This window comes from Streptomyces fulvorobeus, from assembly GCF_013167895.1.
Classification (GTDB): Bacteria; Actinomycetota; Actinomycetes; order Streptomycetales; family Streptomycetaceae; genus Streptomyces; species Streptomyces fulvorobeus.
On the sequence record NZ_BLWC01000001.1, the window covers coordinates 3,409,279 to 3,434,454 of the forward strand.

Here is a 25,176-nt window from a genome sequence, read left to right on the forward strand (position 1 = left end):
TTAGCGAAAGGAGGGGGTACGGGCCGCGAGGAGCAGGCCCATCCGGTGGGTGTGGTCCTGGAGCTGACCGATGTGGGCCCGCTCGGCGAACTCATTCGTTCGCAGAGTCAGCAGCACGTCCCAGTCACCGATGAAGTGACGCCGCAGTTTCTCGGGGGACGTGTAGTGCTCGACCAGATGCTGGCGCTGAGTGACAGGCATCATGAACTCCGCTCCGAACAGGCCGTCCTGGCATACGGAAGCCTGCATGCGGGTGACGAACTCGGCGAGCGGGCGATGGTGATTGGCACTGTAATGCCACGAGCAGCTCGTCCAGATGGCGTCGCACGGCATGTCCAGAGGCTCCCATTGAAGGAAGTCCTTCTCCACAACCTGCACGCTGTCGTGCAGTGATTCGAGCTTGAGGCGGTCGATGAGGCCCATCGCGTAAGCCCGGTTTTCACCCGGGAGGCTGACCTCACCGCCGTGAAGAGCAAGGGGATCACGCTCTACCGCGATCACGCGATAGCCGGCTGCGGCCAGCGGCAGGATGAACTTGCCATCGCTCGCGCCGATGACCGCGACAGTGGCGTCAGGAGCGACACGCTCCTTCAGCGCGGCAAGGAACTGGGGGAAGAAAGTGAGGGTGTGCTCCCACAGGCTTTGCGTCTGCACGGTGGTGGGCTCCTTGCGTGTCGATGGCCAGGATCGCCTGGAGGACCTCGTCGGGGTCCAGCCGCGTGGTGTCCACGCGGTGCATCGGGAACTGGGCGTAGGCGTCGGTAACCCGGTCGGGAGCGCCTTCGACGAGGGCGTCCCAGCGGGATACGGGCTTGGTCCGGTCAGCGAGCCGACGCCGGCGCTCGTCGTCGCCGCATGTCAGCTCGTAGGTCACAGGCTGGGGCAGGTCGGGCGGCAGCCTGACGCCGAGACGGGCACCGAGAGCGCGGTGGGTGGCCAGGCAGCGGGCGAAGTAGCTCTCCACGACGACTGGGGTGCCTGCGGACAAGTAGCGCCGTATCTCATCGGCCGCCGTGAACAGCGCGGACAGGTAGAAGCACATCCGGGCCTCGGTATTCCCCAGCAGGTCCACCTCGCGTCGCAGCGCCTGGTAGATGAGCGGAACGGTCGGGACCAGAACGGCTCCATGGGCTACTGCCAGCATCGGAGCGATGGTCGACTTGCCGGTGCCGCGGAGTCCTTCGAGGCTCTCGAACAGCGGGGTGTCAGACACGTCTGTACACCACGTCTGGTACCGCGAGGGTAAGTTCGTCGGTGGCGGACGGGCGGTGTTCGATGTGGTCGGCGAGCTTGTCGTACCAGAAGGCATGTGAGTCCTTGCCGACCGCCTTGCAGGACATGGTGAGTGCACCGCGCGGGTCGGCTTCGATCCGCTCGATGGCCTCGGGGCCTCCCTCGGGAGCGCAGACCTCCGGGGCGCCGTGCTCGGACAGGTCCTCGTCGACGATCACCTCGATGTCCAGCTCGGCCGCCTGGAGCTGACCGCGAAGGCGGATGTACGCAGCGGGGTCGGTGACCAGGAACTCGGGGTGAGCGGCTGCGTTGCCGACCGGCCGCAGGCAGTGGAGTTTCAACTGCTCTGCCCCGTACTGCTGGAGGATACGGGCGAGCGGCAGCACCTCGTCGATGTTGCGAGAGGTGACCGTCATGGTCGCGCCGGTACGGACGCCGAGTCCCCGGGCGATGTCGAGTGCGCTCAGCGCACTCTGGTAGCTCCCGAACTTGCGGATGTGGTCGTTGGTCGAGCCGATGCCCTCCAGCGAGACCCGCAACAGGTCCAGGTCGGGAGCGATCTCGGTCAGCCGGCGCTCGATCCGATAGCCGTTGGTGCAGATCTCAACCCGCATGCCCAGTTCCTGCTTGGCGTACCGGACGACCTGGATGAGGTCCTTGTAGACGAACGGCTCGCCGCCCAGCAGAGTGACAGCCTCGGTGCCGTACTGCTCGCGCATAAGCGTGAGGAGGTTGATTGCCTCGTCGGCGGTGAACGCGTCGGCATGCTGGAGCCGCTTGCCGTGGAAACAATGCAGGCACTCGAAGTTGCAGCGGTACAACAGTTGCAGGTACAGCATCCGGATTCTGCGAATCCCGGTGACTTCCCCGATCACGTGGGTCTCCTTCTGGCAGTTGCCTGGTGGGAGACCTGATGCTGGCGGAACGGCACAGGACCGCATCACCGCGTATCCGGACGATCCGAGGACGTCCTGGGACGTTTTCAGCGCGCTGCGAAGCTCTCCAGGATCCCGAGCACCTGCGCGGTGTCCGTGAGATCCGGTAGCACCATGGATGCACCGGCAGCAGCCAACTCTTCGCGGCTGTGGACGCCAGAAGCGACGGCGATGATCCGCGAGCCCGTGGCGAGTGCAGCCTCGACGTCCCTCGGCGTATCCCCTACAAGTACGACAGGCACGTCATCCTGGACGCCCCGGAGACACTGGGCACGCTCCCGGGCGACAGCTACCAGGCTGGGACGCTGGAGGGCGTCCGCCCCGTAAGCGCCAACTGCCAGATCCAGCAGAGGGTCAAGGCCGAACGCCGACACCTTCACGTGGGCATTGGCCGCGATATTGCCGGTCAGGACCGATGAGACCCAGGCGTCTCGTACCGAGGCAGCCTTCAGGACATCGCGTACACCCGGCAGCGCTGTTCCTCGCCTGCTGAGCTCGCGGAGCCGCTCCTGCCCAGCACAGGCAAGAGCAGCCTCGATAGTCGCCCAGTCCGGCTCGGACAGCCCTTCTCGCTGGAACATGTCGCGCATGATCAGGCGATCCGTACGGCCCTCCGTCCGCGCCGGCCCTGTCGGACCGGTGCCCGCCAGCGTCGTGAAGGCGGCGGCGTAGATCTCTTTACTCACCCCTGAGTTCTCGATGAGCGTGTGGTCGATGTCCCACAGGACGATGAGCTCCATACCGCAAGCGTAAATATCCCGGTTGCGGCGTCAGCTTCGTGGGAACGTCCCAAAGCGTCCTTGCCCGCTCCTGGACGCCTCGGCTTGGATAGCGCTGTGAACGAGCGACTGCACTCCGTACTCGCCCAACGCGGCGTCTCACCAGAATCGCTCGCCGAAGCCTGTGAGGTAGACCCGAAGACCGTCAGTCGCTGGCTTGGCGGGCGCGTTCCCCACCCACGCCATCGATTCCACGTCGCCCAACACCTGCGTGTGGAGGAGACCTTCCTCTGGCCGACCCCGCCGCCGAGCGCGAGCCAAACCAGCGCCGGGTCAGGCGTCGAACTCGTCGGCACCTACCAGAACAGGGCCAGTGTTCCTCGGGACACCTGGCTCTCGCTCCTGAAGGGAGCCCAGAAGCAGATCGGCGTGCTCGTCTTCTCCGGCACATTCTTCGCCCAGTCCAACCCGCACGTGGCCAAGATGCTCGCCGAGCGCGCGGCCGACGGCGTCCAAGTCCGCCTGTGCTTCGGCGAATCGAACGGCCAGGCAGCGGCCATCCGCAGCCGCGAAGAAGGCATCGGCGACACACTCGGCGCCAAGATCCGTGCCTCCCTGACCTACTACCGCTCCTTACTGTCCGAGGCCGGTTGCGAGGTCCGGCTGCACGACACCACGCTCTACACCTCAATGTTCCGCTACGACGACAACCTGCTGGTCAACCCGCACGTGTGGGGTCAGCCGGCGAGCGCCAACCCACTGCTCCACCTCAAGAGAGTCGATGCCACAGGGTGGTTCGACAACTACGCTCAGAGTTTTGAAGCCGTCTGGGCCACAGCGCGCCCTTGGACACCGGACCAGGAGGGGACCTCTCCGCATGGGCAGGACTGAGTACTACAACGATCCCAAGGCGCCCAAGGCGAACACCCTCATCCCCGCCAACAACCTGCTCGTCGTGGACGACAGCGGCGCCATCCTGCTCCAGCGCCGTCGCGACACAGGCCAGTGGGCCCTGCCAGGTGGCGCTCAGGACATCGGCGAGACGGCGGCACAGTGCGCGGTGCGGGAGTGCCTGGAGGAGACCGGCATCATCGCCGAGATCACCGGCTTCCTGGGCGTCTACACCAACCCGAACCACATCGTTGCCTACACCGACGGCGAAATCCGCCAGCAGTACGAGAACACCTACATCGGCCGCCCCGTCGGAGGCGAGCCCACCATCAACGACGAGGCAGACGGCGTCCGCTTCATCCAGCCGGCCGACCTCGACCAGTACGACGTCCACCCCAGCATGCGCCAGCAGATCGGCGACTACCTCGCGGGCACGTACCCCTACCTGGGCTGAGCCTCCAGCGCCGCCTCCACCCGTCCCACAGCCGCAAGGATGTCCGGCGTCGCCCGACGGATGAACCGCCCCACCAGGCTGTCGGAGCCGTAACGGTCGGTGATCTCCGCCAGCCGAGTCGCGGCAGAGGTGGCCTCGCCATCGGGCGTGGTCGTCATATCGCAGTAGACGAGGGCGTCAACAAGCCGCTGGTTGTCGAGCAGGGGAAACTCGACCTCTAGCACGTCCCGCAATCCGCGCTCCTGAGCTTCCAGCAACGCCAACGAGTGGTTCGCCACCAACCGCACCAGCCGCTCATCCGCTCCATGGACGTCACGAAGGAACCTGGCCCCATCCAGCGGATGAAAGCCGGTCACGGCCAGCCGCGGTGCATAGCCCACATCGTGAAGCAAGGCGGCAGAAGCCAGCAGGTCTGCGTCTTGGCCCAGGACCTCCGCCAGTTCGGCCGCGCGCCGCGCGACCCCTTGAGAGTGCGCCCATCGGCGAGGAAGCGGCTCACGCAACTCCGCGACTGCCACCTGACGCGCCCAGATTGCCAGTGTTTCGTTCATGGTCCCCGCACCCTACTGCGGCGTGCCAGTCTCTCGGCCGAGGTCGCCGTATGAATGGGACAGACCACACGTAGGTCACCGGCCCATGGCGGTCAGACAGTCCCCGGCAAGGGCAAAGACGCCGTCCTCGTCATCCACGGGGCGCAGCTGGTCTATACGACCGCGTCGGTCGGCGCACGCCCTGGTTGAGCCGTGCCCTTCGCCCCGCCCACTGCAGTCAGCTTGAGCTGCTCTCGTGATTCCGGGGGAAGGCTTCGCCGACAGGCCATTGCTGGGGTAAGCCGAGGGCAGCGTGGGTCGGCAAAGCCGCTGGCCGGCGTTCAACTTGGTCGTTGGCCAGCTGTGCAGTCGCCCATGTAGGGAGAATTGGCGCTGGAAGGGAACTGGGAGCGGGGCTGTGCCACAGAACAGGGATGTTCTTCGTCCAGGTCCAGGGTGCAGGATTGTCGACGATGAGCACGCCACTGACTCGGGCGTGAGGGTGATCGTAGGCAGCAGTCCAGTAGCCGTCCGACATCCGGCCGAAGGTCGGTATGCTGCCGTGCGCGCACTCGGCCGAAGTCCCGTACAACGCGGTCTCCGTGTCCTCGTCTTCGGGAAATACGGCCGCGTGTCCAACCGCCACGATGAATGGCAGCGCTAGGTCGCCGTACTTCCCGCCCTTCCTCTTGACCGCGTCAAACACTCGCTTCGACTCGTCGTCGAGCCAGGGCGATGCGGAGAGGACACCGATGGTCCTGCTCGTTGGATCGCCTCGTCTGCCCGGGCTGCGAGGGATCGCCTCGAACGTGAGGCACCAGCCAGCTTCGAGCCAGGTGTGTCTGGGCAACGGGGCCTTGCGCTCGTACTGGGCGATGACTTGATCGGGGTCCAGACTCGCGAGCCACCGCGTCAGCCCAACCTTCAGCCGCTTCTGCGACGGTGTTGCCACCCCAGTCCTGACGAGCTCACACGCTACGAAGAAATTTGGGCTCGGCACGCTATCGATGGCATCGGCCAGCTGAGGTGGCAGTGAGTCAGGCACGGTGCCACCCAGGCGCTGGGCCGTCCAGATCGCCTCGACGATGAATTGCCTGCCGTCGCGGGTGACCAGGAAGTCGGGACTTTTGCCACGTGTGCCTATCGGCTGTTCGATCTCCACGGTACAGCCGGAACCGAGCAGCATTTCGTGCAGGTACAGCTCCCACAGCGCAGAGAAGACGTTCGTGTCGGAGTTCCCGTCGAGCAGCCGACTACGCGCGCCGGTCTGAGCCTGGTCCGGGAGGTGCGACCACCACTCGTTGATCACATCCCGAACCTGGTCCCAGAACGGACCGGCGATCCTCTGGAAGAACTCAGCATGCGGCTCCACCGCTCGTTTCGGCGACGCATCAGTCCGGTTCCCGCTCGTGTATACGACCATGACCAGCGATCGTAGATCGCCCTGTCCTGTTGCTGCTCTGACATTTTCGCCAATCGAGCTATCCACTCAGGGTTCCGGCGTCGGAGGTGCCGGAATCGTGCCGTGTGGATCATGTGACTAATTGTTGCTCCACTCGTTGGTGTGATCGTGTGCCGAGCTGAATTCGGGCTGCTGAGCCGGAGCGGTTGCGAGTTGTGGTCGGCCAGTAGCAGGCGTTCTGGTTGCGGGCGGTCCACCAACAGATGACCGAAGCAAAGCGGTGGTTGGTGCGACCAGTCTCAGCACCGACGATCGTGGTCACCTGCGGATTACCGGCCGTGGTCCGTCTCTGATCGACCCCGGAAGGGAACTCGGACTCACCGGGGCCACCTGCCAACCTCGCAGCCGAGAACCAGCTATCGATGGAGCTTGGCCGAAACCGCGTCGCTCGTAGCGCCGACCATCACTGCTTTCTCGGGCTGTCCGAAGGGAGCGACCGCAATTCTTCCCTGAGTCCCGCCAAGGATCTTGGTCAGCAGCGATCCACACATGCACAAGCAAGTAGAGAACGAGGAATCGGTATGTACAGCACCGCACAGGCGTTAACAACAATGCCCTCCGACCAGCACACCCACGTCCTAACAGCCGCTGAGCGCGGCCCGGAGTGGATGGCCACCTACTGCTGCACGCCGTGGTGCGCCATGGACCACAGCAGCCCCGGCGTCACCTCGGAGTGGCACCAGGCCGCCCCGGCGATCATTCCGCCGTTGGAAGCCCAGCTCCACGACGGAAATGCCGAGCCGTTTCTCACCGCCCACGTCACCACCGTGAACTCCGAGCCTGACGTGTTCGGTGTCAGATCCGAGCTGTGGATCTGGTCTGGCGGCGATTCCTACGAGCTTGACGAGGAGCAGACCGACCGGCTTATCGCGAACATCGAGTCGTTCCTGCCGCTCCTCCGCGAGGCGCGCACCTTGCTCGCCGAGGCCCGTAAGGGCGACCACCCTTGCGGCCCCGCGGCTAGGGCGAAGGCAGAGGCTGAGGGCGAGGAGCGCATGGCTGCACTGAAGGAAGTGGAGGCCGCCAAGACGGAACCCACGCCGCCCCCGGCTTCTCCCTTCTCGGTTGAGTCATGCAGCCGAATGGTGCAGGTGTCCGTGAGGGTGGCACTCCAGCATGCGCAGGACGTGCCGGTAATGGCCCGCAGTGTGTGGGCAGCGGCCCGCGCGGCCATCTGTGAGGCGGGCGCCGAGCCGTACCTCTACGGATGCGGTGAAGGAAACCCGGCCTACAAGGGGAGGCTGCCATGCGTCTTGTCGTCTGGCCACGACGGGGACCACCGGTCGAGCACGGGGGAGGCATTCGTACCTGGCACCGAGCGAGCCACAACTGCCCACACTGGCCAAGCCGTCCAGAGCGTGAAGTGAAGCCACGGCTTGAGCTGCCTGGCACAGGAGGCATAGGTGCTGTTCCGCGAGAATATTCGGCATACCGGCATGGAACTGGTCCAGCCGACGGTGTGGCCACTATGTGCTTCGCAAGATCCGATCACGGGCCAGGGGCCAGCCAGTCTGTCTTCCGCGATTCAGAGTGTTCCCGCGCCTCGCATGCCCCCGAACGAACAGGTGGAAAGCGGCCTGGGTCGAAACGCCCTTGGTGAGTCCGATGCGTGAGCGATGCGTGAGCGGACGTGCTGGCACGACGCGGTCAGATCTGGACCGGGCGTCAAGGGCATGTCTCTGACCGGCAATTTCTGGAGCACCGGCTTGCCCGACGGAAGTCCCGGCAGGAGCCTGCCGGGACTTTTATTCCGTCGTTTCCGGGCTCTTGCGGACGGACGGTCCTCAGACCTCACAGTCAGCGGCCCTGGGCGGCCACGGCAGCTGCCCCGTCTTTGCCGGCGTCCGCGAAGAGGAGGGTGGGTTCGGTCAGGATGTCGCGGCCGGATTCGCTTCTGTAGATCTCGTCCACGCTGCCGAAGCGGGCCTCGGAGTAGTCGAGGCCGAGCAGGGCGGCTGCCGCCGGAGCATCTCGGGGGACGTGTAGTGCTCGACCAGATGCTGGCGCCGGGTGACGGGCAACATGAACTCCGCGCCCGAACAAGCCATCCTGGCGTACGGACACCTGCATTCGGAGGCGGGCGCGCTGCGGCCCGGTCAGTCGAGTCCTTCCGCCTTGAGGTCGTAGACCAGCAGGAGTGTCCGGTACGACTCGTCCGGCACCTCTTGGCACGCCTCGGGGCGGTTGTCGAGGGTCGAATGGTTGTCCAGCGCCCTCTCGCAGGTGGCCCGTACCTCCGCTTCGGACTGTGTGCAGGCGGTGACTACCGCGAGCAGGAGTGTTGCTCCGAGGGCGGTGGCGGCGATGGCGGTCGTACGGGTGCGCATGGTCTCCCCGGGGCGGCGCGTGGTGGCGGGACAAGGGAGACATTGTCCGTGAACAGGGGTGTATCGGGTGGGTGTTCGGCGCCGTGTGTACCCGGATGGGTCACCCCTGGGGCGGGGTGCTGACGGTCACTCCGCCGGTGCGATGTTCTGGTTGGCGTGGAACAGGTTGTCGGGGTCGTACGCCTTCTTGACGTCGGCGAGCCTGTCGTGGTGGCCGCGGTAGGTGGACCGGACGCGCTCCCGGCTCTCGTCGGCGCCGATGAAGTTGACGTAACCGCCGCCCATCGAGTGCGGATGCAGCTCCTCCCAGTAGTCGGTGCTCCACCGGGTGACCGCCGAGGCGTTGGCCGGGTCCGGGTCGATGCCGGCGATGACGCCCGACCAGACGGCGTCCCGGTAGGCCCACGCGGTGTCGTCCTGGCCGACCCTGGCCGCCGCCCCGTCCACCGGGTAGAGGTGCATCGTCGACAGGCCGGTGGGCAGGCTCTCCGCGTAGCGGGCGTGCACGTCGATCGCCTCGTCCGTGATCCGGTCGAAGAAGTCCCCTCGCCAGTACCACTGGAGACCCTTGGGGATGAGCTCGTCGAACATGGTCTGGAGCACCGGATAGGGCATGGGCGAGGTGAAGTGGAACGTCGGTGTACCGGGGTCCTCGACCACCGACAGGGCTTCCCCGACCCCGGCCGGGTCGCCCGTGAAGCACCACACGACCCCGCACATCTTCTGCCCCTGGATCTCCTCGGGGAACGGCGGGCCCGGAGGCACGGTGAGCGACGCGAAGAAGCCGTACACGTCGTCGGGTGCCTGCGGCAGGAAGTCGCGGTACCAGCGCAGCACTTCGCCGATCATGTCCAGCGGCCACACGGTGATCCCCATGCCCACGGTGTCCACCGGGTGCAGGCGGAAGTCGAACGAGGTGACGACGCCGAAGTTCCCGCCGCCGCCGCGCAGGGCCCAGAACAGGTCCGCGTACTCGTTCTCGCTCGCCGTGACGAAGCTGCCGTCCGCGAGGACCACGTCGGCGGCGAGCAGGCTGTCCACCGTGAGCCCGTACCTGCGGGTCAGGTAGCCGTGTCCGCCGCCCAGGGTGAGCCCGCCGACGCCCGTCGTCGACATGATGCCCGCCGGGGTCGCCAGGCCGAAGCCGTGCGCGGCGTGGTCGAGGTCGCCGAGCTGCGCGCCGCCGGCCACCCGGGCCGTCCGCGCGGCCGGGTCGACCCGTACCCCGCGCATCGGCGAGAGGTCGACCGTGACGCCGTTCTCGACGAGGCAGAGGCCCGGGCCGCTGTGCCCGCCGCCCCGGACGGCGAGCTCCAGTCCGTTGTCCCGGACGAAGTCGACCGCGGCCATGACGTCCGCGGTGTCCCGGCACCGGACGATCGCCGCAGGCCGTTTGTCGATCATGGCGTTGTAGAGGGTGCGGGCCGCCCCGTACTCCGGGTCGCGCGGCCCGATGACCGGGCCGCGCAGCGCGGTCGCCATCGCTTCAAAAGTTGTGCTGTCCATGACCATCTCCTCACCGGCACGCTGACAGCGAGCGACGCACCGGTCCGTCTTCAGGCAGGTACCTCAAGCCTCCCGCCGCTCAGGAGGCCGCGCAATCGGGATGAAGCCGCGCAATCGGGCCGCCCCGGCGCAGGAGGTCCGGTCCCCGCACCGCGGAGCCCGGCCGGCCGGACGCCGCCGCGAGGCGTGGTCATGAGTCCCTCCGCGATGCCGTAGAGTTGTGTTTACGACGCGGGGTGGAGCAGCTCGGTAGCTCGCTGGGCTCATAACCCAGAGGTCGCAGGTTCAAATCCTGTCCCCGCTACTGAAGGACCGGGCCCGGTACGCACACAGCGTGCCGGGCCCGAGTCGTTTCCACGTACGAGTCGTTTCCTGGATGTGTAAGTCGTTCCTGGGTATCCGACGGGTCACAGGGGTCAATACGTGCCGAGGGCACGGAAAGCGCCCCCGCGCGTTCCCTCCTTCGGCCGATGAGGAGTCGCCGCGCGGCGCGGCTCCGGTCAGCCTGAGTGGGGCGCGGTACCGTCCGCAACCGTAGGCGGACCCGGGCAGGAGTGCACAGGTGGGGAAGCGGGACACAGGTCCGGGCGGAGCTCGCGGGGGAGTCCGTGCCCGTCGGTTCGTCCGCGTGCTGCCCACTGCGATGATCGCGGGCGGGGCGCTCTTCGACGTGACGACGCCGCCGACGTTCACACCCGTCCCCCTGTTCGTCGCGGCCCCCCTGATCGCCGCGCCGTTCTTCTCGCGGGCCAGCACGGTACGTACGGGCATCGCCTCGGTCCTCGTCATGGCGGTGCTCGACCTGCTGACCCGCACGCTCAGAGAGGCCGAGCCGGTCATCGAACTGCTCACCGTCGCCACCGCCGGGCTGCTCGCCCTCTTCATCAACGGTGTCGTCCGGCGGAGCAACGAGCAGCTGGCGTCGGCCCGGGTCATCGCGGAGACCGCCATGCGGGCGGTACTGCCGACGCCGGCCGAGCGGATCGGCGGGCTCCACGTCGCGGCACGGTACGAGGCGGCTCAGGCGGACGAGTACGTCGGCGGCGACCTGTTCGCCGTCGCGGACACCCCGTACGGGGTGCGGCTGGTGGTCGGGGACGTGCGGGGCAAGGGGCTCGACGCGGTCGCGGCGGTCGCGGTGGTCATCGGGGCGTTCCGGGAGGCCGCCGAGCAGGAGCGGTCGCTGGAGGGCGTGGCGCAGCGCCTGGAGCGCGCTCTGGCGCGCGAGGGGACGCGGCGCGGCGGGCTCGACGCGATGGAGGGGTTCATCACGGCCGCACTCGCCGAGATCCCGCCCGGGGCCGGTCTGGTGCGGATCGTGAACAGGGGGCACCCCGAGCCGATCCTGCTGCACGCGGACGGGAAGCTGGACGTGCTCACCTCCGCCTCGCCCGCGCTGCCGCTCGGCATGGACCTGGGGGTGTGGCCGGACCGCGCGGAGGAGTGGCCGCTGCCCGCGGGGGCGACGCTGCTGATGTTCACGGACGGCCTCTCCGAGGCGCGGGACGCGGCCGGGGCCTTCTACGACCCGGCGGCCCGGTTGCGGGGGCGGATCTTCCCCGGACCCGAGGAACTGCTGTCCGCGCTGACCGATGACGTACGCCTGCACACGGGCGGCCGGTCCACGGACGACATGGCGCTGCTCGCGGTCGGCCGGCCGGCCGAGGGGCAGCCGGAGCGGCGGAGGACCGTGAAGATCGTGGGCCGGGGGCCCGGGGGACCGGAATGAGCCAAGGGGTGACGGTCCTTCGGCGGGCGACGCGCGAGCGGTGCCGCTGGACGGAGCCACCGTCCGTGACTGAAGGGTGCCCCTCCGCAGAACAGGTGACGCAGCGTCAGAAAACAGATGGTGGCGGGTCGGTGTGCGACTCGCCCGATTGCACCCGGTTGTATCCCGTTAAGTCCAGGTCGAAGGTGGGAACGATCACCTGGAACAGCTTGGAATGCGAGCCGTCCGTCTATTAACGTTCGATAACGCAGCGCGGTCGTCCCAGTCGTCGTAAGAGGCGGCACCGTGCGCGAGCGCCGAATTCCGCAAGGGAACCGGGGAACCACCTACATGGGGTGAATCGGGCCACCTGTGTCTCGCGAGAGGCAGAACGGCCCGTAGGAGACCTTCCTGCTCCGAACCCGTCAGCTAACCCGGTAGGCGAGAAGGAAGGAAAGGAGTGCGCCCACGTGGCGTCCAACAAGCCTGCCCCCGAGGCCCCGTCATCCTTCGGTACCGACACGCTCGGTGCCCAGGAGAGGACCTGGGAGGAGTGGAACCCCACCGAGGATTCCCTCCGGCCCGTTCGCGGCAGGCATCGCGTAGCCAAGCAGCGCGGTCTCGCTCGTAGCTCCACCGTCCTCGGGGTCGGTGTGATCGCGGCAGTCGGCGCGGGTGGCATGGCCACCGCCCAGGGCAAGCCGCCCGTCTCCATCTCTCTTCCCGATTCCCTCGCGGACAATCTGCCCGACGCCAAGTCCCTTCCCGGTGTCGGCTCTTTCATGTCCGACGGTTCCGGTGGTTCCGGTGCCAAGGACGCCGCCATGGTGGTGGCTTCGTCCCCGCTCACCACCGCCGGCATCACCACGGCCGAGGCCGAGCAGGGCACGACGGACGCCGGGGAGGCGCTGCGCAACCGCATCCTCCAGCAGGCCGAACAGCAGCAGGCCAACGCCGACGCCGAGGCCAGGGCCGCCCAGGAGAAGGCGGCCGCCGAGAAGGCCGCGGCCGAGGCGAAGGCCCAGCAGGACGAGGCGGAGGCGAAGGCCGCCGCCGAGAAGAAGGCGGCCGAGGAGGCCGCCGCGCGCAAGGCCGAGGCCGAGCGGATCGCCAAGCTGGCCGCCAGTTACACCCTGCCGCTCTCCTCGTACACGATCACCTCGACCTACGGGCAGTCCGGACCCATGTGGTCATCGGGCCAGCACACGGGCCTGGACTTCGCGACGCAGGCGGGCGCACCGATCAAGGCCGTGCGCGGCGGGACCGTCACATCGGCCGGCTGGCACACGGCGTACGGCTACCACACCGTCATCCAGCTCGACGACGGCACCGAGGTCACCTACAGCCACCAGTCCTCGTTGAACGTCGCCGCGGGCCAGAGCGTGAACACCGGCGACGTCATCGGCCGTGCCGGATCGACAGGCAACTCCACCGGTGTCCACCTGCACCTGGAGGTACACACCCCCGGCGGCTCCGGTATGGACCCGCTGAGCTGGCTGCGCAGCAAGGGCCTCACGGTCTGAGACCCGGCACCCGCCACACCACCGTGTCCCGCTTCCACCCGGACACGCGCCCGACCCCGGCAGCCCTGACGTACACCCCCGACGCCAGGGCTGCCGGTCCGGCACTCCTCCGGGGTACGCGCCGGAGAACGGAATAGCGCGACGCGGTGAGCGGGTTGAACCACCCATGACTTCACTCCGTACGCTCGGCTCCTCCGGCCTGGAGGTCTTTCCCCTCGCCCTCGGCGGCAACGTCTTCGGCTGGACGGCCGACGAGGCGCAGTCCTTCGCCGTGCTGGACGCCTACGCGGCGGCGGGCGGCAACTTCGTCGACACCGCCGACTCCTACTCGGCCTGGGCGCCAGGCAACGAGGGCGGCGAATCGGAGACCGTCGTCGGCAGGTGGCTGGCCTCGCGCGGCAACCGCTCCGAGATCGTCGTCGCCACGAAGGTCGGCGCCCACCCCTCGTACAAAGGGCTCTCCGCCGCGACCATCAAGGGCGCGGCCGAGGAATCGCTGCGCCGGCTCGGCACCGGCCACATCGACCTCTACTACACGCACTTCGACGACGAGACCGTCCCCGTCGAGGAGATCATCACCGCCCTGGACCAGCTGGTGAAGGACGGCAAGGTGCGCGAGATCGCCGCTTCCAACATCAGCCCCGCGCGGCTGCGGGCCTCACTGGACTTCTCCGAGCGCGAGGGCCTGGCCCGTTACGTCGCCGTGCAGCCGCACTACAACCTCGTCTCGCGCGGCACCTACGAGGGCGGGCTCCAGGACACGGCCGCCGACGCCGGTCTCGCGGCCGTCCCGTACTCCGCGCTGGCCTCGGGCTTCCTCACCGGCAAGTACCGCGCGGGCACCACGGTCGACAGCCCGCGGGCCGGCCAGGCGGGACAGCACCTGGAGTCGGAGCGCGGGCGGAGGGTTCTCGCCGCGCTCGACCGGATCGCCGGGGAGCGCGGCGAGGAGATCGCCACCGTGGCCCTGGCCTGGCTGGCCGCCCGTCCCACCGTGGTGGCCCCGATCGCGTCGGCCCGTACGGTCGAGCAGGTGCCCGCGCTGGTCGCGGTCGCCGGCCTCCGGCTGACCGGGCAGGAGCAGGCGGCGCTGACCGACGCCTCGGCCTGAGGCGTGCGATGCCTCCGCCTCCGGGGAAGCGCTCAGTGCCTCCGGTGGCGGGTCGAGTCGTGTGCGTGCGGGCGATGGGGCGGCTGCCGGTGAGCGGCGCCCTGCCCGTGGGCGGGTTGCTGGTACGGCGGTGGCTGGTACGGCTGCCGGTGGTGCGGCTGTGCCCACTGGTGCGGGAGTGGCCCGGCGGGGGGAGCCGCCTGGCCCAGGTACGGGTTGAAGCCCCCGTACCACTGGTGCGGAGGCGGAAGCGGTGCCGGCCGGTGGCGCCCGAGCCGGCCCGCCGCGTACGTCAGCGCCGGGCCCGCGACCTGTCTGCGCTCCCACAGGTGGTGCAGCAACTCCTGCTCGCGTACGGCGAAGTCCGGGCCGACCGCCCCCCGGCGGGCCCTTCGCCGCAGCACGGCCAGTGACGTCGCGAACGACTCGTACTCGGCCACCGACCGGGCCGCGGCCCTGCCACCGGCCCGGCCGGGGCCGCTGTGCCAGTACCGGGCCGCGTCACGTGCCATGCCGCGGGCCCGCATCGAGGAGAGCGCCGAGGGCTCGGCGGGCGAGAGCCAGCCCGCCGCCGCGTACACGGGCAGCTCGGCGGCGAGGGTGCGCAGCTCGCGCTGGCGCGACCAGATCGCCAGCCAGGTGACCAGGGCGAAGGCGGGGACCATGAACCCCCCGTAGACCGCGAGGAACCCGTACCTGCCGAAGGTCGACGAGCCGTTCCACAGGGCGTGCATGGCCATGGCGAGGACGAGCCCCAGGAGCGGGAGCGCGATACGCCGGGCCCGGTGGCGCCGCGCGCTGAGGGCGGCGGCTCCGAAGCCGATGCCGGTGAGCACGGTGAACAGCGGGTGGGCGAACGGGGACATCACCACACGGACGAAGAAGGTCCCGGCCGTCACCGACCCGAGCCCCGCGCTGCCCAACTGCTGGTCCTCGCCGAAGGCGTTGCCCAGGTAGAGGATGTTCTCGGTGAACGCGAAACCGGTCGCGGTGAATCCGGCGACCACGATCCCGTCGACGACGCCGCTGAACTCCCGTCTGCGGAAGAGGAAGATCAGCAGGACGGCGGCGGCCTTCGCGCTCTCCTCGACGACCGGCGCTATCACCGTGGCGCCCAGCGTGTCGGCGCTCCTCGGGTCCGCCGACGCCTCGGCTATCCAGCGGGCCGCGAACGTGTTGGCGGTGATCGCGACCAGCGCGGCGGCGAAGGCACCCCAGGCGAAGGAGAACAGCAGACTCCGCCAGGGGCCTGGCTCGACCCGGTCGAGCCAGCGGAAGGCCGCCATCAGCAGCGGCACGGGCAGCACCGCGAGCCCGAGCCCGACGAGGAAGCCCTCCGTACCGGTCTGTTCGCGGACCAGCGACAGGATGAGCAGTCCGCACAGCGCCAGTACGGAGATCACCGCACCGGCGCGGAACGCCTTGCTGCGCCAGACCATGCCGACGCGGCGCGGCCGGTAACGCCACTGGCCGCGCTCCGGCACGGCGCCCAGGATCTCGTGGAGCCGTCGCTCCTCGAGGACCGGGACCGCCGGCTGCGGCTGCTGGTGCTGCGCGGACCATTCGGACATCCGATGACCCTAACGAGGAGCACTGACAGCTGGCCACGGCGTGCGGGGCGCATGGCCGAGAAGCGCGTCCGCCCCCGCCCCCGGGGAGCGCGGCACGCGGCGACCGGTTCAGACGCGGGTGAAGAGCAGGTCGCGCACGACGTGCCCCTTGTCCAGTCCTTGGCCTTCGAACCGGGTCAGCGGCCGGAACGCGGGCCGTGGCGCGTACCCGCCGTCCGCCTGCGTGTTCTCGAAGCTGGGATGCGCGGTGAGCACCTCCAGCATCTGCTCGGCGTACGGCTCCCAGTCGGTCGCGCAGTGGACCACGGCGCCCGGCTTCATCCGCTGGGCGGCCAGGTCGAGGAAGTCCGGCTGGATCAGGCGCCGCTTGTGGTGGCGGGCCTTGGGCCAGGGGTCGGGGAAGTACACCCGCAGGCCGTCGAGTGCCTGGGGTGCGAGCATTTCGCGGAGCAGGATGATCGCGTCACCGTTGGCGACGCGGACGTTCGTCAGACCCGCCCGGTCCGCGAGCCCCAGCAGATTGCCCTGACCCGGAGTGTGCACGTCGACGGCGAGAATCCCGGTTTCCGGGTCGTCGGCCGCCATCTGCGCGGTGGCCTCCCCCATCCCGAAGCCGATCTCCAGGACCACCGGCAGCCCGTCGAACATCTCGCCCGGATCGAGGACGCGCTGCCCGTCGATGTCCAGGCCCCACTTCGGCCACAGCCGCTGGAGGGCGTCCTCCTGGCCGGCCGTGACCCGGCTGCGGCGCGGCTGGAAGCTGCGGATGCGGCGCTCGTGGTGCGAGCCGGCGGGGTCGGCGGCGGGGCCGCCGGGGAAGCGGGGCTCCTGGCGCAGCCGGCGCATCCGCTCGAAGGACGCGGCCCGCAGGGCAGCCGCGTCGTCCGTGGCGCCGGGCGTCTCGGGGGTGGGGTTCAGGGACTCAGACACAGTGCCCCGATTCTACGGCGGGCGGCTTCCACCCCGTGGCACGAGCCCGCAGCAGGGCCCGCCGTGCCACCTCCCTCCCGATGGGCAGTGCGGCGGTGGCGGCGGGCGACGGCGCGTTCAGCACATGCACCGTGTGCGGTGCCTCACGTATCAGGAAGTCGTCGACCAGCGTGCCGTCCCGCAGTACCGCCTGGGCTCTGACCCCCGCCGTGGAGGGGCGCAGATCGTCCTCCGTCACCTCGGGCAGCAGCCGCCGGACGGCCTGGGTGAACGCCCGCTTCGACACCGACCGGTGCAGCTCGCCCGCCCCGTACCGCCAGTGCCGCCGGGCGATGTGCCAGGACCCGGGCCAGGTCAGGGTCGCCGCGAGCTCGCGCGGGCGCACGACGGGCCAGCTGTACCCCTCGCGGGCCAGGGCGGGCACGGCGTTCGGCCCGATGTGTACGGAGCCGTCGAAGCCCCGGGTCAGATGCACCCCGAGGAAGGGGAAGGCGGGGTCGGGCACCGGGTAGACCAGGCCGCGCACCAGCCGTTCCCTGGCGAGCTCGTAGTACTCCCCGCGGAAGGGGACGATGCGCACTCCCGGCTCGTCGCCCGCGAGCCGGGCGATCCGGTCGCTGTGCAGACCCGCGCAGTTGACGAGGACCCTGGCGCGGACCACCCGGCCGTCCGCCGTCCGCACCGCCACGCCCCAGGGGCGCCGGTCGATCGCGGTGACCGCGGCCCCGTAACGGATCTGTCCGCCCGCCCCGTCCACCTCCGCGGCGAGGCGGGCCGCGACAGCACCGAAGTCGCAGACGCCCGTCGTGCCGACCCGGATCGCGGCGAGGCCGCGCACATGGGGCTCGTACTCCGCGATCTGGGCCGGTCCCAGCTCACGGACCGGCAGGCCGTGCTCACGGCCGCGCTGCACCAGTCCGTGCAGCCTGGGTAGCTCGGACCGCTCGGTCGCGACGATCAGCTTGCCGGTCACCGCGTGGGCGATGCCGTGCTCCGCGCAGAAGTCGACCAGCTCGGCGGCTCCCCTTACCGCGAAGCGGGCCTTGAGCGAACCCGGACGGTAGTAGATACCGCTGTGGATCACTCCGCTGTTGCGCCCCGTCTGATGGCGGGCCGGCCCCCGCTCCTTCTCCAGGACCGTGACCCGGGTGCCCGGGGCGGTACGCGTGATCGCATACGCCGTCGACAGACCGACGATCCCGCCGCCGATCACCAGCACCTCGCAGTCGTACGCCGCGTGCGTCATCATCGCGCCACCTCCCACCCGAATAGTGCACTGACCCACTGACAACGGGCTCAAACCACGGATGGGCGGGGCGTGGCGCACATCCGCCCCCGCGCGGGGACCGGACGGGCGGACGTACCGGGTCGTACCCCCGCTTCGGGGACAGCTCCTACGCCGGGGCGACCAGCAGCGGCCGGGCCCGCTCGCGCAGCTCGGCCACCCGGGGCTCGTCCCCGTACGGTTCGAGCCGGTGCAGCAGGTCCCGTACGTACTCCGTGGTGCGGGCCGAGGAGATCCGCCCCGCCACCTCCACGGCCCGTGTCCCCGCCGCGCACGCCGCGTCGAGGTTGCCGGACTCCAGTTCGGCCACCGCCGACACGACGAGGCGCAGACCGTGCGAGCGGACGAACTCCTCGGTGGGTTTGGAGAGCGCCTGCTCGGTGAAGCGGCGCGCCTGCCGGGGTGCCTTCAGGTCGCGGTAGCACTCGGCGGCGTCGGCCGCGAACCTGTCGTACGAGTAGAAGCCCAGCCATGACGGGTCGGCGTCTCCGGGCCGTGAGCGTTCGAGCCAGCTCTCGGCGGCCTTGAGGGCGGCCCCGGCGGCCTGGGCGTCGCCCGCCTTCGCGTGGGCCCGCGCCTCCACCAGCCGGAAGAAGCTCAGGGTGCGGGCGGTGGCGAGGCCGCGGTTGCGCTCGACGGCCGCCTGCGCCAGGTCCACGCCCTCGTCGGCGAAGCCGCGGTAGGTGGCCTGGAGGGACATCGACGCCAGTACGTAACCGCCCAGCGGAACGTCGGCGGCGGCCCGTGCCAGGCGCAGCGCCTGGATGTAGTAGCGCTGGGCGGCTTCCTGCTGGCCGGTGTCGAACGCCATCCACCCGGCGAGTCTGGTCAGTTCCGCCGACGCGCCGAACAGCGCGCGGCCCACCTCGTCGCTGTACGAACCGAGGAGCAGGGGTGCCGCGTCGACGCGTAAGCACTCCGGGACCATCGAGGAGCGCCAGTCCCCGCCGCCGTACTTGGAGTCCCAGCGGCGTGCGTCCTGGGCGGCCTCCCGGAGCTTGGACACATCGCTGTGGCCGACCCGTAACGGTGAGGCGTCGGAGACGGAGTCCGGCCCCGGCTGCATGGGCACACCGGCGTGTGCTCCCTGTGCTCCGAGCGCGCCCCGCGCTCCGGGAACTCCGAGAATGGCGGCCTCCGCGGCCGTGGAATCCCGCGCCACCGACGAGTCGGCGGGTGATATCAGCCAGCGGGACGCGGGTGTCGCGTACGCGCTGACGGAGAACGAACCGGCCAGTGACTGCCAGATCCCACCGCCGCCCCGCCGTCCGGCGAGATCCAGCCGGTAGAGATCGGTCGCCGACCGAACGGCCTCGGCCACGTCCCTCGGGAACGCCAGGCCGACCTCGGGCGCCGGATCGGCGTCCGCGAGCCCGATCTCGTGGAGCGGCACCGGGCGGCCGAGCTTTGCGCCGATCGCCGCGGCGATGAGATGGGGCGCGGCGCCTTGGGGCACCATGCCTTTGGCGACCCACCGGGCCACCGAGGTCTTGTCGTACCGCAGTGTCAGACCGCGCTGTGCTCCGAGGTCGTTGACCCGCCGGGCGAGCCCGGCGTTGCTGATTCCCGCGAGGGCGAGAACCGTGCCGAGCTTCTCGTTCGGCCCGCGTTGCTCCCTGGACATGCGCCACCCCTCGACACACAGACGGCCGCCGCGTCACCCGGGAGGCGCGCGGCATTCGTACCGTGTCCTCCCCAGGGACGAACCCCGGCACTCCGGCCGCACACGCATTTGGCCGAGCCCCGAGGAATATGCCTCCCTGCCGAGAACGTCAGTAAACACAGCGTAGTTCGCCGCATCCCTACCGTTAAGGGGCAGACGTCCGTATGGCGGGATTGTTGTCGGCCGACGGCGGCGCGCGCGGCGGCCGGTGACCGCGGCCGTGCTCGGGCCGGGAGCGTGCGGGCCCGCGGCGGCGGATCTCCGGCTGGTCCGCCGTGGTACCCCGGGCGCCGCCGGACGTGCCCCTCACGTGTGGCCGTGCGCCCGGCCGTGCGCTCTCGTACGGGCCGGGGTGCAAGCGCTTCGATAGGTGCTGCGTGGGTCGGCCCGCTGCACTGGACTCAGTGGGCTGGGGGATACCGCCGCTCCATTCCCCGCGGGCGGTGGACCGGTCCGGGAGGTGCGCCGCACCTCCCGGACCGTGCGCGGCCGGGGGCCGGGACCGGCGCCGAGCCGGAGCGCCCGGCGCCGCTCCCGTACGCCCCACCCCGGCATCGCGGCGTGCCGCAGAGTGTCGCGGAGTGCGGCGCACGGGGCACAGGCCGCGCCTCAGCCGTTCGAGATTGGCTGAATGACGTCTATGGGATGAGGTCCGTGCGAACGGCCGTACGGTGGCTGGATCGCGACCGCCCGCCGCAGGGTGAACCGGGATCGCCTCCGGCCTTCACGCGCCTCAACGGCCGGAAGGCGGCCTTCCGTTGGTGGATTCTCCGCGGAGGGGCTGTCGGGCCTTTGCCAGGGGCGCATCCAGTTCCGGCGTGCGCCGCCCGTACCCCCTCGGGTGGGCCGTTGTCGTGGCAGCATGTCCCGCAGCAGGCGTTCCTCGGTTCAGGCGCGCCGGTTTGTCCACAGCCTGTGGAGGCGGCGATGCGTTGGTTGGTGGGGTGGAGCAGTATCGCCGCGAGCTTCGGCACCGTCGGCGCGGTCGACGCGGGCGACGAGGGGCGCACAGTTCACCCCGTCGGCTCCCAACTGCTCTGGGGAGACCCCGATCCGCTGTGGGCGGTCGGGGACTGGCGGCCCGACGAGATCCGTGTCGTCACGGCCGCGACGCCTCCGGGCGCCCCCGCCGCCCGCATCGCCGTCCTCGGCTGCTGCGGCGCCACCGAGGAACAACTGCGCGTGGGCCTGCTGTCCGCACGCGGGGGAGCACTGCGCCACCTCACCGCCTGGCCCGGCAGTTACACCGCCGTCGTCCAGATCGGCCGCCGGATCACCGTCGTCGGAGATCTGGCCGGAGCGCGCCCCGTGTTCCACACACCCTGGGCCAACGGCACGGCGTACGCCACCGCCGCCCTCCCGCTCGCCGACCTCATCGAGGCCCAGCTGGACATCGGGCACCTGGCCGCGCTCCTCGCCTGCCCCGACACCCCGGAGGCACTGGGCAACGGCACGCCCTACGCGGGGGTCAAGCGCGTCCCGCCGGGCCACGCGCTCATCCTGCGGGAGGGCTCGCGCGAGATCACCGGGTACGAGGCGGTGGCCTCCCTGGCCGTGGCGGCCCCCCAGAGCGACCCGGTACGAGCGGTGGAGGGCGTGCGGGACGCCCTGGTCGAAGCCGTACGCGCCCGGCTCCTGGCGCCGCGCCACGCCCCGGAGGCGCTGCCGGTCGACCCCGGGCCCGTACCCGGGATGGGGCCCGCCGAACGCCGGGCGGCCCGCGGGGCGCCCGTGCCCGGCATCGGCGCCGACCTCTCCGGAGGCAGCGCGTCCGCCACCCTCGCACTGCTGGCCGCCGGGCTGCCCGGCCTGCCGGGCACCCTCCTCGGGCACGGCACCGGAGCGGGGGAGCGGCTACTCGCCGTCACCTTCAACGACCTCACCACGCGCGACCACGAGGACGAGCTGGAACGGGCCCGCGTCATCGCCGCCAACCCGCGGCTGCACCATGTGGTCGTCGCCGCGGGCGAGGAGGCCCTGCCCTACGCCGAGCTGGACGGTCCGCTCACCGACGAACCCGGGCCCTCCCTGGTCGAGGCCGCGCGCCACCGCCGCCGCCTCGCGGGGGGCAGCGCCGACCACTTCGTCGGGTACGGCGCCCGCCAGGTCCTCGACGCCCACCCCGCCCGTCTCGCCGACCTCCTGCTGGACCGTCGCAGGCGCCACCTGCTGCGACCGGTCGCCGCGCTCGCCAGAGCCGAGGGAGCGTCGGCGCACTCCCTGTTCGTGCCGCTGGCCGTCTACCGGGCGGCACGCAGGCTCGCCCGTACGTCGTACCGCACCGGGCTCGAAGCGGCGGCCGGCCGGCTGCCGGACGCCAACAGACACGCCCCCCACCTCGACACCCCCGCCGACGCGTCCCTCTCGGCCCTCACCTGGTCACGGCCGGGTCCCGCGGCCCGCTGGCTGACCGGGGAGGCGCTCGCCGAAGTATCGGTTCGCCTTCAGGAGGCGGCGCTCCGGCCGACCTCCGTGCAGCGCCCGGGCGAGGCCCGCGCCCGTGCCGCGCTCGCCCGGCACGCCAACGATCACCGCATCCTGGAACAGGCGGCCGAGATCCGCAGCCAACGCCTGCACGCCCCGTTCCTGGACAACCAGGTCGTACGAGCCGCCCGGGCCCTTCCGGAATCGCTGCGGGTCCAGCCGGGCGCGCGCGCCGCGATCCTGCGCAGCGTCCTGGCGGGCGCGGGCATCCAGGAGCTGCCACCGGGGTGGGGCGCCCCGTCCCACGCCACCTCGACGGCGGCCACCCGCGTGGGACTGCGCGCCGCGCTCCCGGAGCTGCTGGACCTGTTCGACGCCCCGCTCCTCGCCGACGCGGGCCTGGTCGAGGCACGGGTCGTGCGCAAGGCCCTGCGGGCGGCGTCCGAGGGTGAGCCGCTGCCGCTGGACGGGCTGGCCGAGCTGGCGTCCACGGAGCTCTGGCTCCGGCGGCTCCTCGCCCGCCGGGGCACCTGCTGGACAGGCACGGCGGCTCCGCGCCAGCGCGCGGTGGCGGGCGGCGTGGTCCCGGCCAGGCGGACCCTTCAGTCGTAACGGCCTTCGGAGCGCTGCAAACCCCGCGGACACCCGGGTCCTCCCGGGTCGTGTCCAGGTCGTCCCCGGCTCCTCCCGAGCCCTACGTGCAACTGACCCGGGACTCCGCCCAGTCGGCCAGGGCGACGGCGTCGAACGCCCTGCCGACCCCTTCCCCGTTCCCCTTCCCCATTCCCGCCCCCGTCCCCATCGCTGTCCGTGTGTCCTCCGCGGCTTCCACGACGAGGTGAACGCGCTGCTGACCGGCGATGTGGACGCGCACCGGCACGGCCGCGTCGCCGCCGTGCACCACCGGGGACCGCCACAGCCGTGCGCCGTCACCGTCGAACACGGAGAAGCGCACCGCCCCGAGGCCCATCGTCAGGTCGTCGACCCCGGCCATCGCCTCGTAACGGGTGCACCGGCGGTTCAGCTCGATGAGCACCGAGGAGTTCGCGTGGACGGTCACTCCGCGCGCGTACCGCGTGGCAGCGATCGAGAGGCCCGACCGCTGCCAGAGCCAGCTGCTCCGGCCGATCACCACCTCCGGCTCGGTGTGGTCACCGAACGCGGAGTAGCTCATCTCGCTGACCTGGTACACCCGCGGAGCGGGGGCCGGGGCGGGCGCGGGCTCGGGTGGCTTCGGGGCGGGTACGGGGGAGGGCGACCGTGGCGGCGCGGGCTCCGGCGGCGGCTCAGGGGCCGGGCTGGGGCTGGGGCGCGGGCTCGGCGGCGGAGTCGGACTGGGCGTGGGAGCAGGCTCCGGAGCGGGGGCCGGAGGGCGGGTCGGCGGCGCGGGGGCCGGGGCCTCGGCGGCGGCTCGGGAGCGGGGACGGCGGGGGCCACCACCGGCGGCCTGGCCACCGGCTTCGGCTCGGGCTTCGGCTGGTCGTCCCCGACCAGGGCCCACACCAGTCCGGCGGCAGCGGCCACGGCCACCGCGGCCGCGATCCCGGCCTTCGCCGGTGCGCCGAGGCCCTCGGCAGCCACCGCGCCACCAGCCGTGGTTCCGGCCGCGCCACCGCCCGTGGCCGCCGCGGCGGCACCGGCACCGGTCGCGCCGGCCACACCTCCCGTGACGATGCCCGCGGCCTTGAGCGAGTAACCGGCGGCGAACCAGCCGATGACCGCGACGGGCAGCAGGGCCGGAATCCCGGCATTGACGTCCGTCAGCTCCCCCGCGGCGGTCCGGCACCTCGCGCACTCGTCCAGGTGCCTGCGCAGCCCTCGCTCCGCCCGCATGCGAAGCCCGCCCCTGGCGTACGCACCGAGCCGGTCCGCGTACTGCGCGCAGTCGCCCCCCGTCGTCAGCGCCCGGCCCACGTGCGCCTGCAGGTACGCCTGCTTGAGCCCTTCACGGGCCCGACTGGCCAGTACGGCGGTGGCGTTGGCGGTCAGACCGAACAGCGGGGCGATCTCGCTCGGCGACTCCTCCTCCACCGTGGTGTGCCAGAGCACCGCCTGCCAGCGCTCGGGCAGGCTCCGGAACGCCTGCACGGCCATGGACTGCTCGGCCGCGCGCATCGCCAGCACGTCGGCGCCCAGCTCCAGGGTGTCGTCGTCCGAGAGCGCCGAGACACGTGTGGACCGCGCCGCGAAGACCGCGAAGTCGTCGACGAGCTGCTCCCGCCTGGCGCTCTTCGTCCAGGCGGCGCCCACATGCCGTACGGCGGTCATGAGGTAGGCGCGGACCGCTTCCTCCGGCCCTTTGCCGCCGCGCACCGCCTGGAGCGTGCGCGCGAACACCTCGGCCGTCAGGTCGTCCGCGGTGTGGGCGTCGCGGCAACAGCTGCGCGCGTAGCGGCGGACCGCGCCCGAGTGCCGCAGGAACAGCTCGTCGTACGCCCGGTCGTCGCCGGCGCGCATGGCCCGGATCAACTGGGCGTCGGACACCACGCCGTCCGCCGAGGCGCTGCCGCCCTCGCGCTGCGGCGGAACCGCGTACCCCTCACCAGGTGTGGACGCGGCGGCCGCGGACACCTCGTCGGCCCGCACCGCGGGCCAGGGGCCCGGCAGGATGGTGCCCCCCTCGGCGTCTCCCTCGGCGTCCCTCCCGGCCTCTCCGGCCGAGCGCTCCGCTCCGGCCTGGCTGGGCACCTGGCCGCCGGTCCCCGTCTCCCCGCTCCCGGCGGCGACGCCGTCGAGGGGTACTTCCTGCTGCCCGTCACCGCTCATCGCGGAAGCCCCCGTTTGCGCCTTCGGACCCGAACCGGGCAAGAGTCCCACAGCGTGGGGTCACCCAGGACTGTTGATCCCGTCAACCACCCATCCGAGGGCAATTTGTCAGGTGTGGGCACGCGAGATCACTCGTAC

General features: G+C 70.8%; 19 protein-coding genes, 1 tRNA gene, 2 pseudogenes and 1 riboswitch. Of the genes and pseudogenes, 8 read left to right on the top strand and 14 right to left on the bottom strand.

The genetic code is table 11. The features are described 5' to 3' along the window. From Sfulv_RS15490 to Sfulv_RS15505, 4 genes are all read right to left on the bottom strand, one after another. Positions 1 to 654 carry a class I SAM-dependent methyltransferase gene (locus tag Sfulv_RS15490; protein ID WP_173314348.1) on the bottom strand — a complete coding sequence of 218 codons (654 nt, stop codon included), beginning with the start codon at positions 652 to 654 and terminating at the stop codon, positions 1 to 3. Next, a complete protein-coding gene (locus Sfulv_RS15495) occupies positions 572 to 1,213 on the bottom strand; it encodes a P-loop nucleotide/nucleoside kinase family protein (RefSeq protein WP_256668937.1) in 642 nt (213 codons plus the stop codon). The genes Sfulv_RS15490 and Sfulv_RS15495 overlap by 83 nt, the downstream gene beginning before the upstream one ends. Further along, positions 1,206 to 2,108, bottom strand: coding sequence for a radical SAM protein (locus tag Sfulv_RS15500; protein WP_173314350.1), 903 nt, complete (start codon positions 2,106 to 2,108; stop codon positions 1,206 to 1,208). Before Sfulv_RS15500 ends, Sfulv_RS15495 begins: the two co-directional genes overlap by 8 nt. A gap of 107 nt (positions 2,109 to 2,215) precedes the next feature. Continuing rightward, positions 2,216 to 2,908, bottom strand: coding sequence for an HAD family hydrolase (locus Sfulv_RS15505; protein WP_173314352.1), 693 nt, complete (start codon positions 2,906 to 2,908; stop codon positions 2,216 to 2,218). 96 nt (positions 2,909 to 3,004) lie between these two features. On the opposite strand from Sfulv_RS15505, the gene Sfulv_RS15510 reads away from it, so the two are divergent. Next, positions 3,005 to 3,778, top strand: a complete 774-nt coding sequence (locus Sfulv_RS15510; protein WP_173314354.1) for a helix-turn-helix domain-containing protein — start codon at positions 3,005 to 3,007, stop codon at positions 3,776 to 3,778. Beyond that, entirely contained in the window at positions 3,765 to 4,232 is a 468-nt protein-coding gene (locus tag Sfulv_RS15515; RefSeq protein ID WP_173314355.1) for an NUDIX hydrolase, read from the top strand. The genes Sfulv_RS15510 and Sfulv_RS15515 overlap by 14 nt, the downstream gene beginning before the upstream one ends. On the opposite strand, the gene Sfulv_RS15520 is transcribed toward Sfulv_RS15515, so the two are convergent. Beyond that, positions 4,220 to 4,783: an HD domain-containing protein gene (locus Sfulv_RS15520; protein ID WP_173314357.1), complete on the bottom strand. Its 564-nt coding sequence runs from the start codon at positions 4,781 to 4,783 to the stop codon at positions 4,220 to 4,222. The two genes, Sfulv_RS15515 and Sfulv_RS15520, sit on opposite strands and share 13 nt — an antisense overlap. Positions 4,784 to 5,000: 217 nt before the next feature. After that, a complete protein-coding gene (locus tag Sfulv_RS15525; RefSeq protein WP_246353131.1) occupies positions 5,001 to 6,185 on the bottom strand; it encodes a hypothetical protein in 1,185 nt (394 codons plus the stop codon). Between the two features lie 560 nt (positions 6,186 to 6,745). Between Sfulv_RS15525 and Sfulv_RS15530 the strand changes: the two genes are divergently transcribed. Then, the gene (locus Sfulv_RS15530) at positions 6,746 to 7,591 is read left to right on the top strand and encodes a DUF6907 domain-containing protein (RefSeq protein WP_173314359.1); all 846 of its coding nucleotides are present in this window, start codon (positions 6,746 to 6,748) and stop codon (positions 7,589 to 7,591) included. Between the two features lie 430 nt (positions 7,592 to 8,021). Here Sfulv_RS15530 and Sfulv_RS30455 read toward each other — a convergent pair. The 3 genes and pseudogenes from Sfulv_RS30455 to Sfulv_RS15540 all read right to left on the bottom strand — a co-directional run. Further along, positions 8,022 to 8,183: pseudogene (locus Sfulv_RS30455) on the bottom strand (adenylyl cyclase); the annotation flags it as partial. A gap of 137 nt (positions 8,184 to 8,320) precedes the next feature. Continuing rightward, positions 8,321 to 8,551 (bottom strand): hypothetical protein, encoded by a 231-nt coding sequence (locus tag Sfulv_RS15535; protein ID WP_173314361.1) that lies wholly within the window; start codon positions 8,549 to 8,551, stop codon positions 8,321 to 8,323. A gap of 126 nt (positions 8,552 to 8,677) precedes the next feature. After that, on the bottom strand, positions 8,678 to 10,057 hold the full coding sequence (locus Sfulv_RS15540; RefSeq protein WP_173314363.1) for an FAD-binding oxidoreductase: 1,380 nt from the start codon (positions 10,055 to 10,057) through the stop codon (positions 8,678 to 8,680). A gap of 230 nt (positions 10,058 to 10,287) precedes the next feature. On the opposite strand from Sfulv_RS15540, the gene Sfulv_RS15545 reads away from it, so the two are divergent. The 4 genes from Sfulv_RS15545 to Sfulv_RS15560 all read left to right on the top strand — a co-directional run bounded on the left by Sfulv_RS15545 (position 10,288) and on the right by Sfulv_RS15560 (position 14,399). After that, positions 10,288 to 10,361: transfer RNA gene (locus Sfulv_RS15545), tRNA-Met, on the top strand. 258 nt (positions 10,362 to 10,619) lie between these two features. Next, complete coding sequence (locus Sfulv_RS15550) at positions 10,620 to 11,786, top strand: PP2C family protein-serine/threonine phosphatase (RefSeq protein WP_256668938.1); 1,167 nt, start codon at positions 10,620 to 10,622, stop codon at positions 11,784 to 11,786. Positions 11,787 to 12,070: 284 nt separating this feature from the next. Then, positions 12,071 to 12,224: riboswitch (cyclic di-AMP (ydaO/yuaA leader) on the top strand. An 11-nt stretch (positions 12,225 to 12,235) separates the two neighbouring features. Next, the gene (locus Sfulv_RS15555) at positions 12,236 to 13,288 is read left to right on the top strand and encodes a M23 family metallopeptidase (protein ID WP_173314365.1); all 1,053 of its coding nucleotides are present in this window, start codon (positions 12,236 to 12,238) and stop codon (positions 13,286 to 13,288) included. 166 nt (positions 13,289 to 13,454) lie between these two features. Continuing rightward, positions 13,455 to 14,399 (top strand): aldo/keto reductase, encoded by a 945-nt coding sequence (locus Sfulv_RS15560; RefSeq protein WP_173314367.1) that lies wholly within the window; start codon positions 13,455 to 13,457, stop codon positions 14,397 to 14,399. 32 nt (positions 14,400 to 14,431) lie between these two features. Here the strand turns inward: Sfulv_RS15560 and Sfulv_RS15565 are convergent, their stop codons facing one another. From Sfulv_RS15565 to Sfulv_RS15580, 4 genes are all read right to left on the bottom strand, one after another. Continuing rightward, a complete protein-coding gene (locus Sfulv_RS15565; protein ID WP_173314369.1) occupies positions 14,432 to 15,970 on the bottom strand; it encodes a PrsW family intramembrane metalloprotease in 1,539 nt (512 codons plus the stop codon). 108 nt (positions 15,971 to 16,078) lie between these two features. Next, positions 16,079 to 16,900 carry a tRNA (guanosine(46)-N7)-methyltransferase TrmB gene (gene trmB / locus Sfulv_RS15570; protein ID WP_256668939.1) on the bottom strand — a complete coding sequence of 274 codons (822 nt, stop codon included), beginning with the start codon at positions 16,898 to 16,900 and terminating at the stop codon, positions 16,079 to 16,081. Further along, positions 16,893 to 18,149, bottom strand: a complete 1,257-nt coding sequence (gene lhgD / locus Sfulv_RS15575) for an L-2-hydroxyglutarate dehydrogenase (RefSeq protein ID WP_173314371.1) — start codon at positions 18,147 to 18,149, stop codon at positions 16,893 to 16,895. Before lhgD ends, trmB begins: the two co-directional genes overlap by 8 nt. A 145-nt stretch (positions 18,150 to 18,294) precedes the next feature. After that, the gene (locus Sfulv_RS15580) at positions 18,295 to 19,809 is read right to left on the bottom strand and encodes an NsdA family TPR-like regulatory protein (RefSeq protein WP_173314373.1); all 1,515 of its coding nucleotides are present in this window, start codon (positions 19,807 to 19,809) and stop codon (positions 18,295 to 18,297) included. Positions 19,810 to 20,775: 966 nt separating this feature from the next. Here Sfulv_RS15580 and Sfulv_RS15585 point away from each other — a divergent pair. Further along, complete coding sequence (locus Sfulv_RS15585; protein WP_173314375.1) at positions 20,776 to 22,884, top strand: asparagine synthase-related protein; 2,109 nt, start codon at positions 20,776 to 20,778, stop codon at positions 22,882 to 22,884. A gap of 82 nt (positions 22,885 to 22,966) precedes the next feature. On the opposite strand, the pseudogene Sfulv_RS29660 reads toward Sfulv_RS15585, so the two are convergent. Continuing rightward, positions 22,967 to 25,038, bottom strand: a pseudogene (locus tag Sfulv_RS29660) (sigma-70 family RNA polymerase sigma factor). Positions 25,039 to 25,176: the final 138 nt, after the last annotated feature.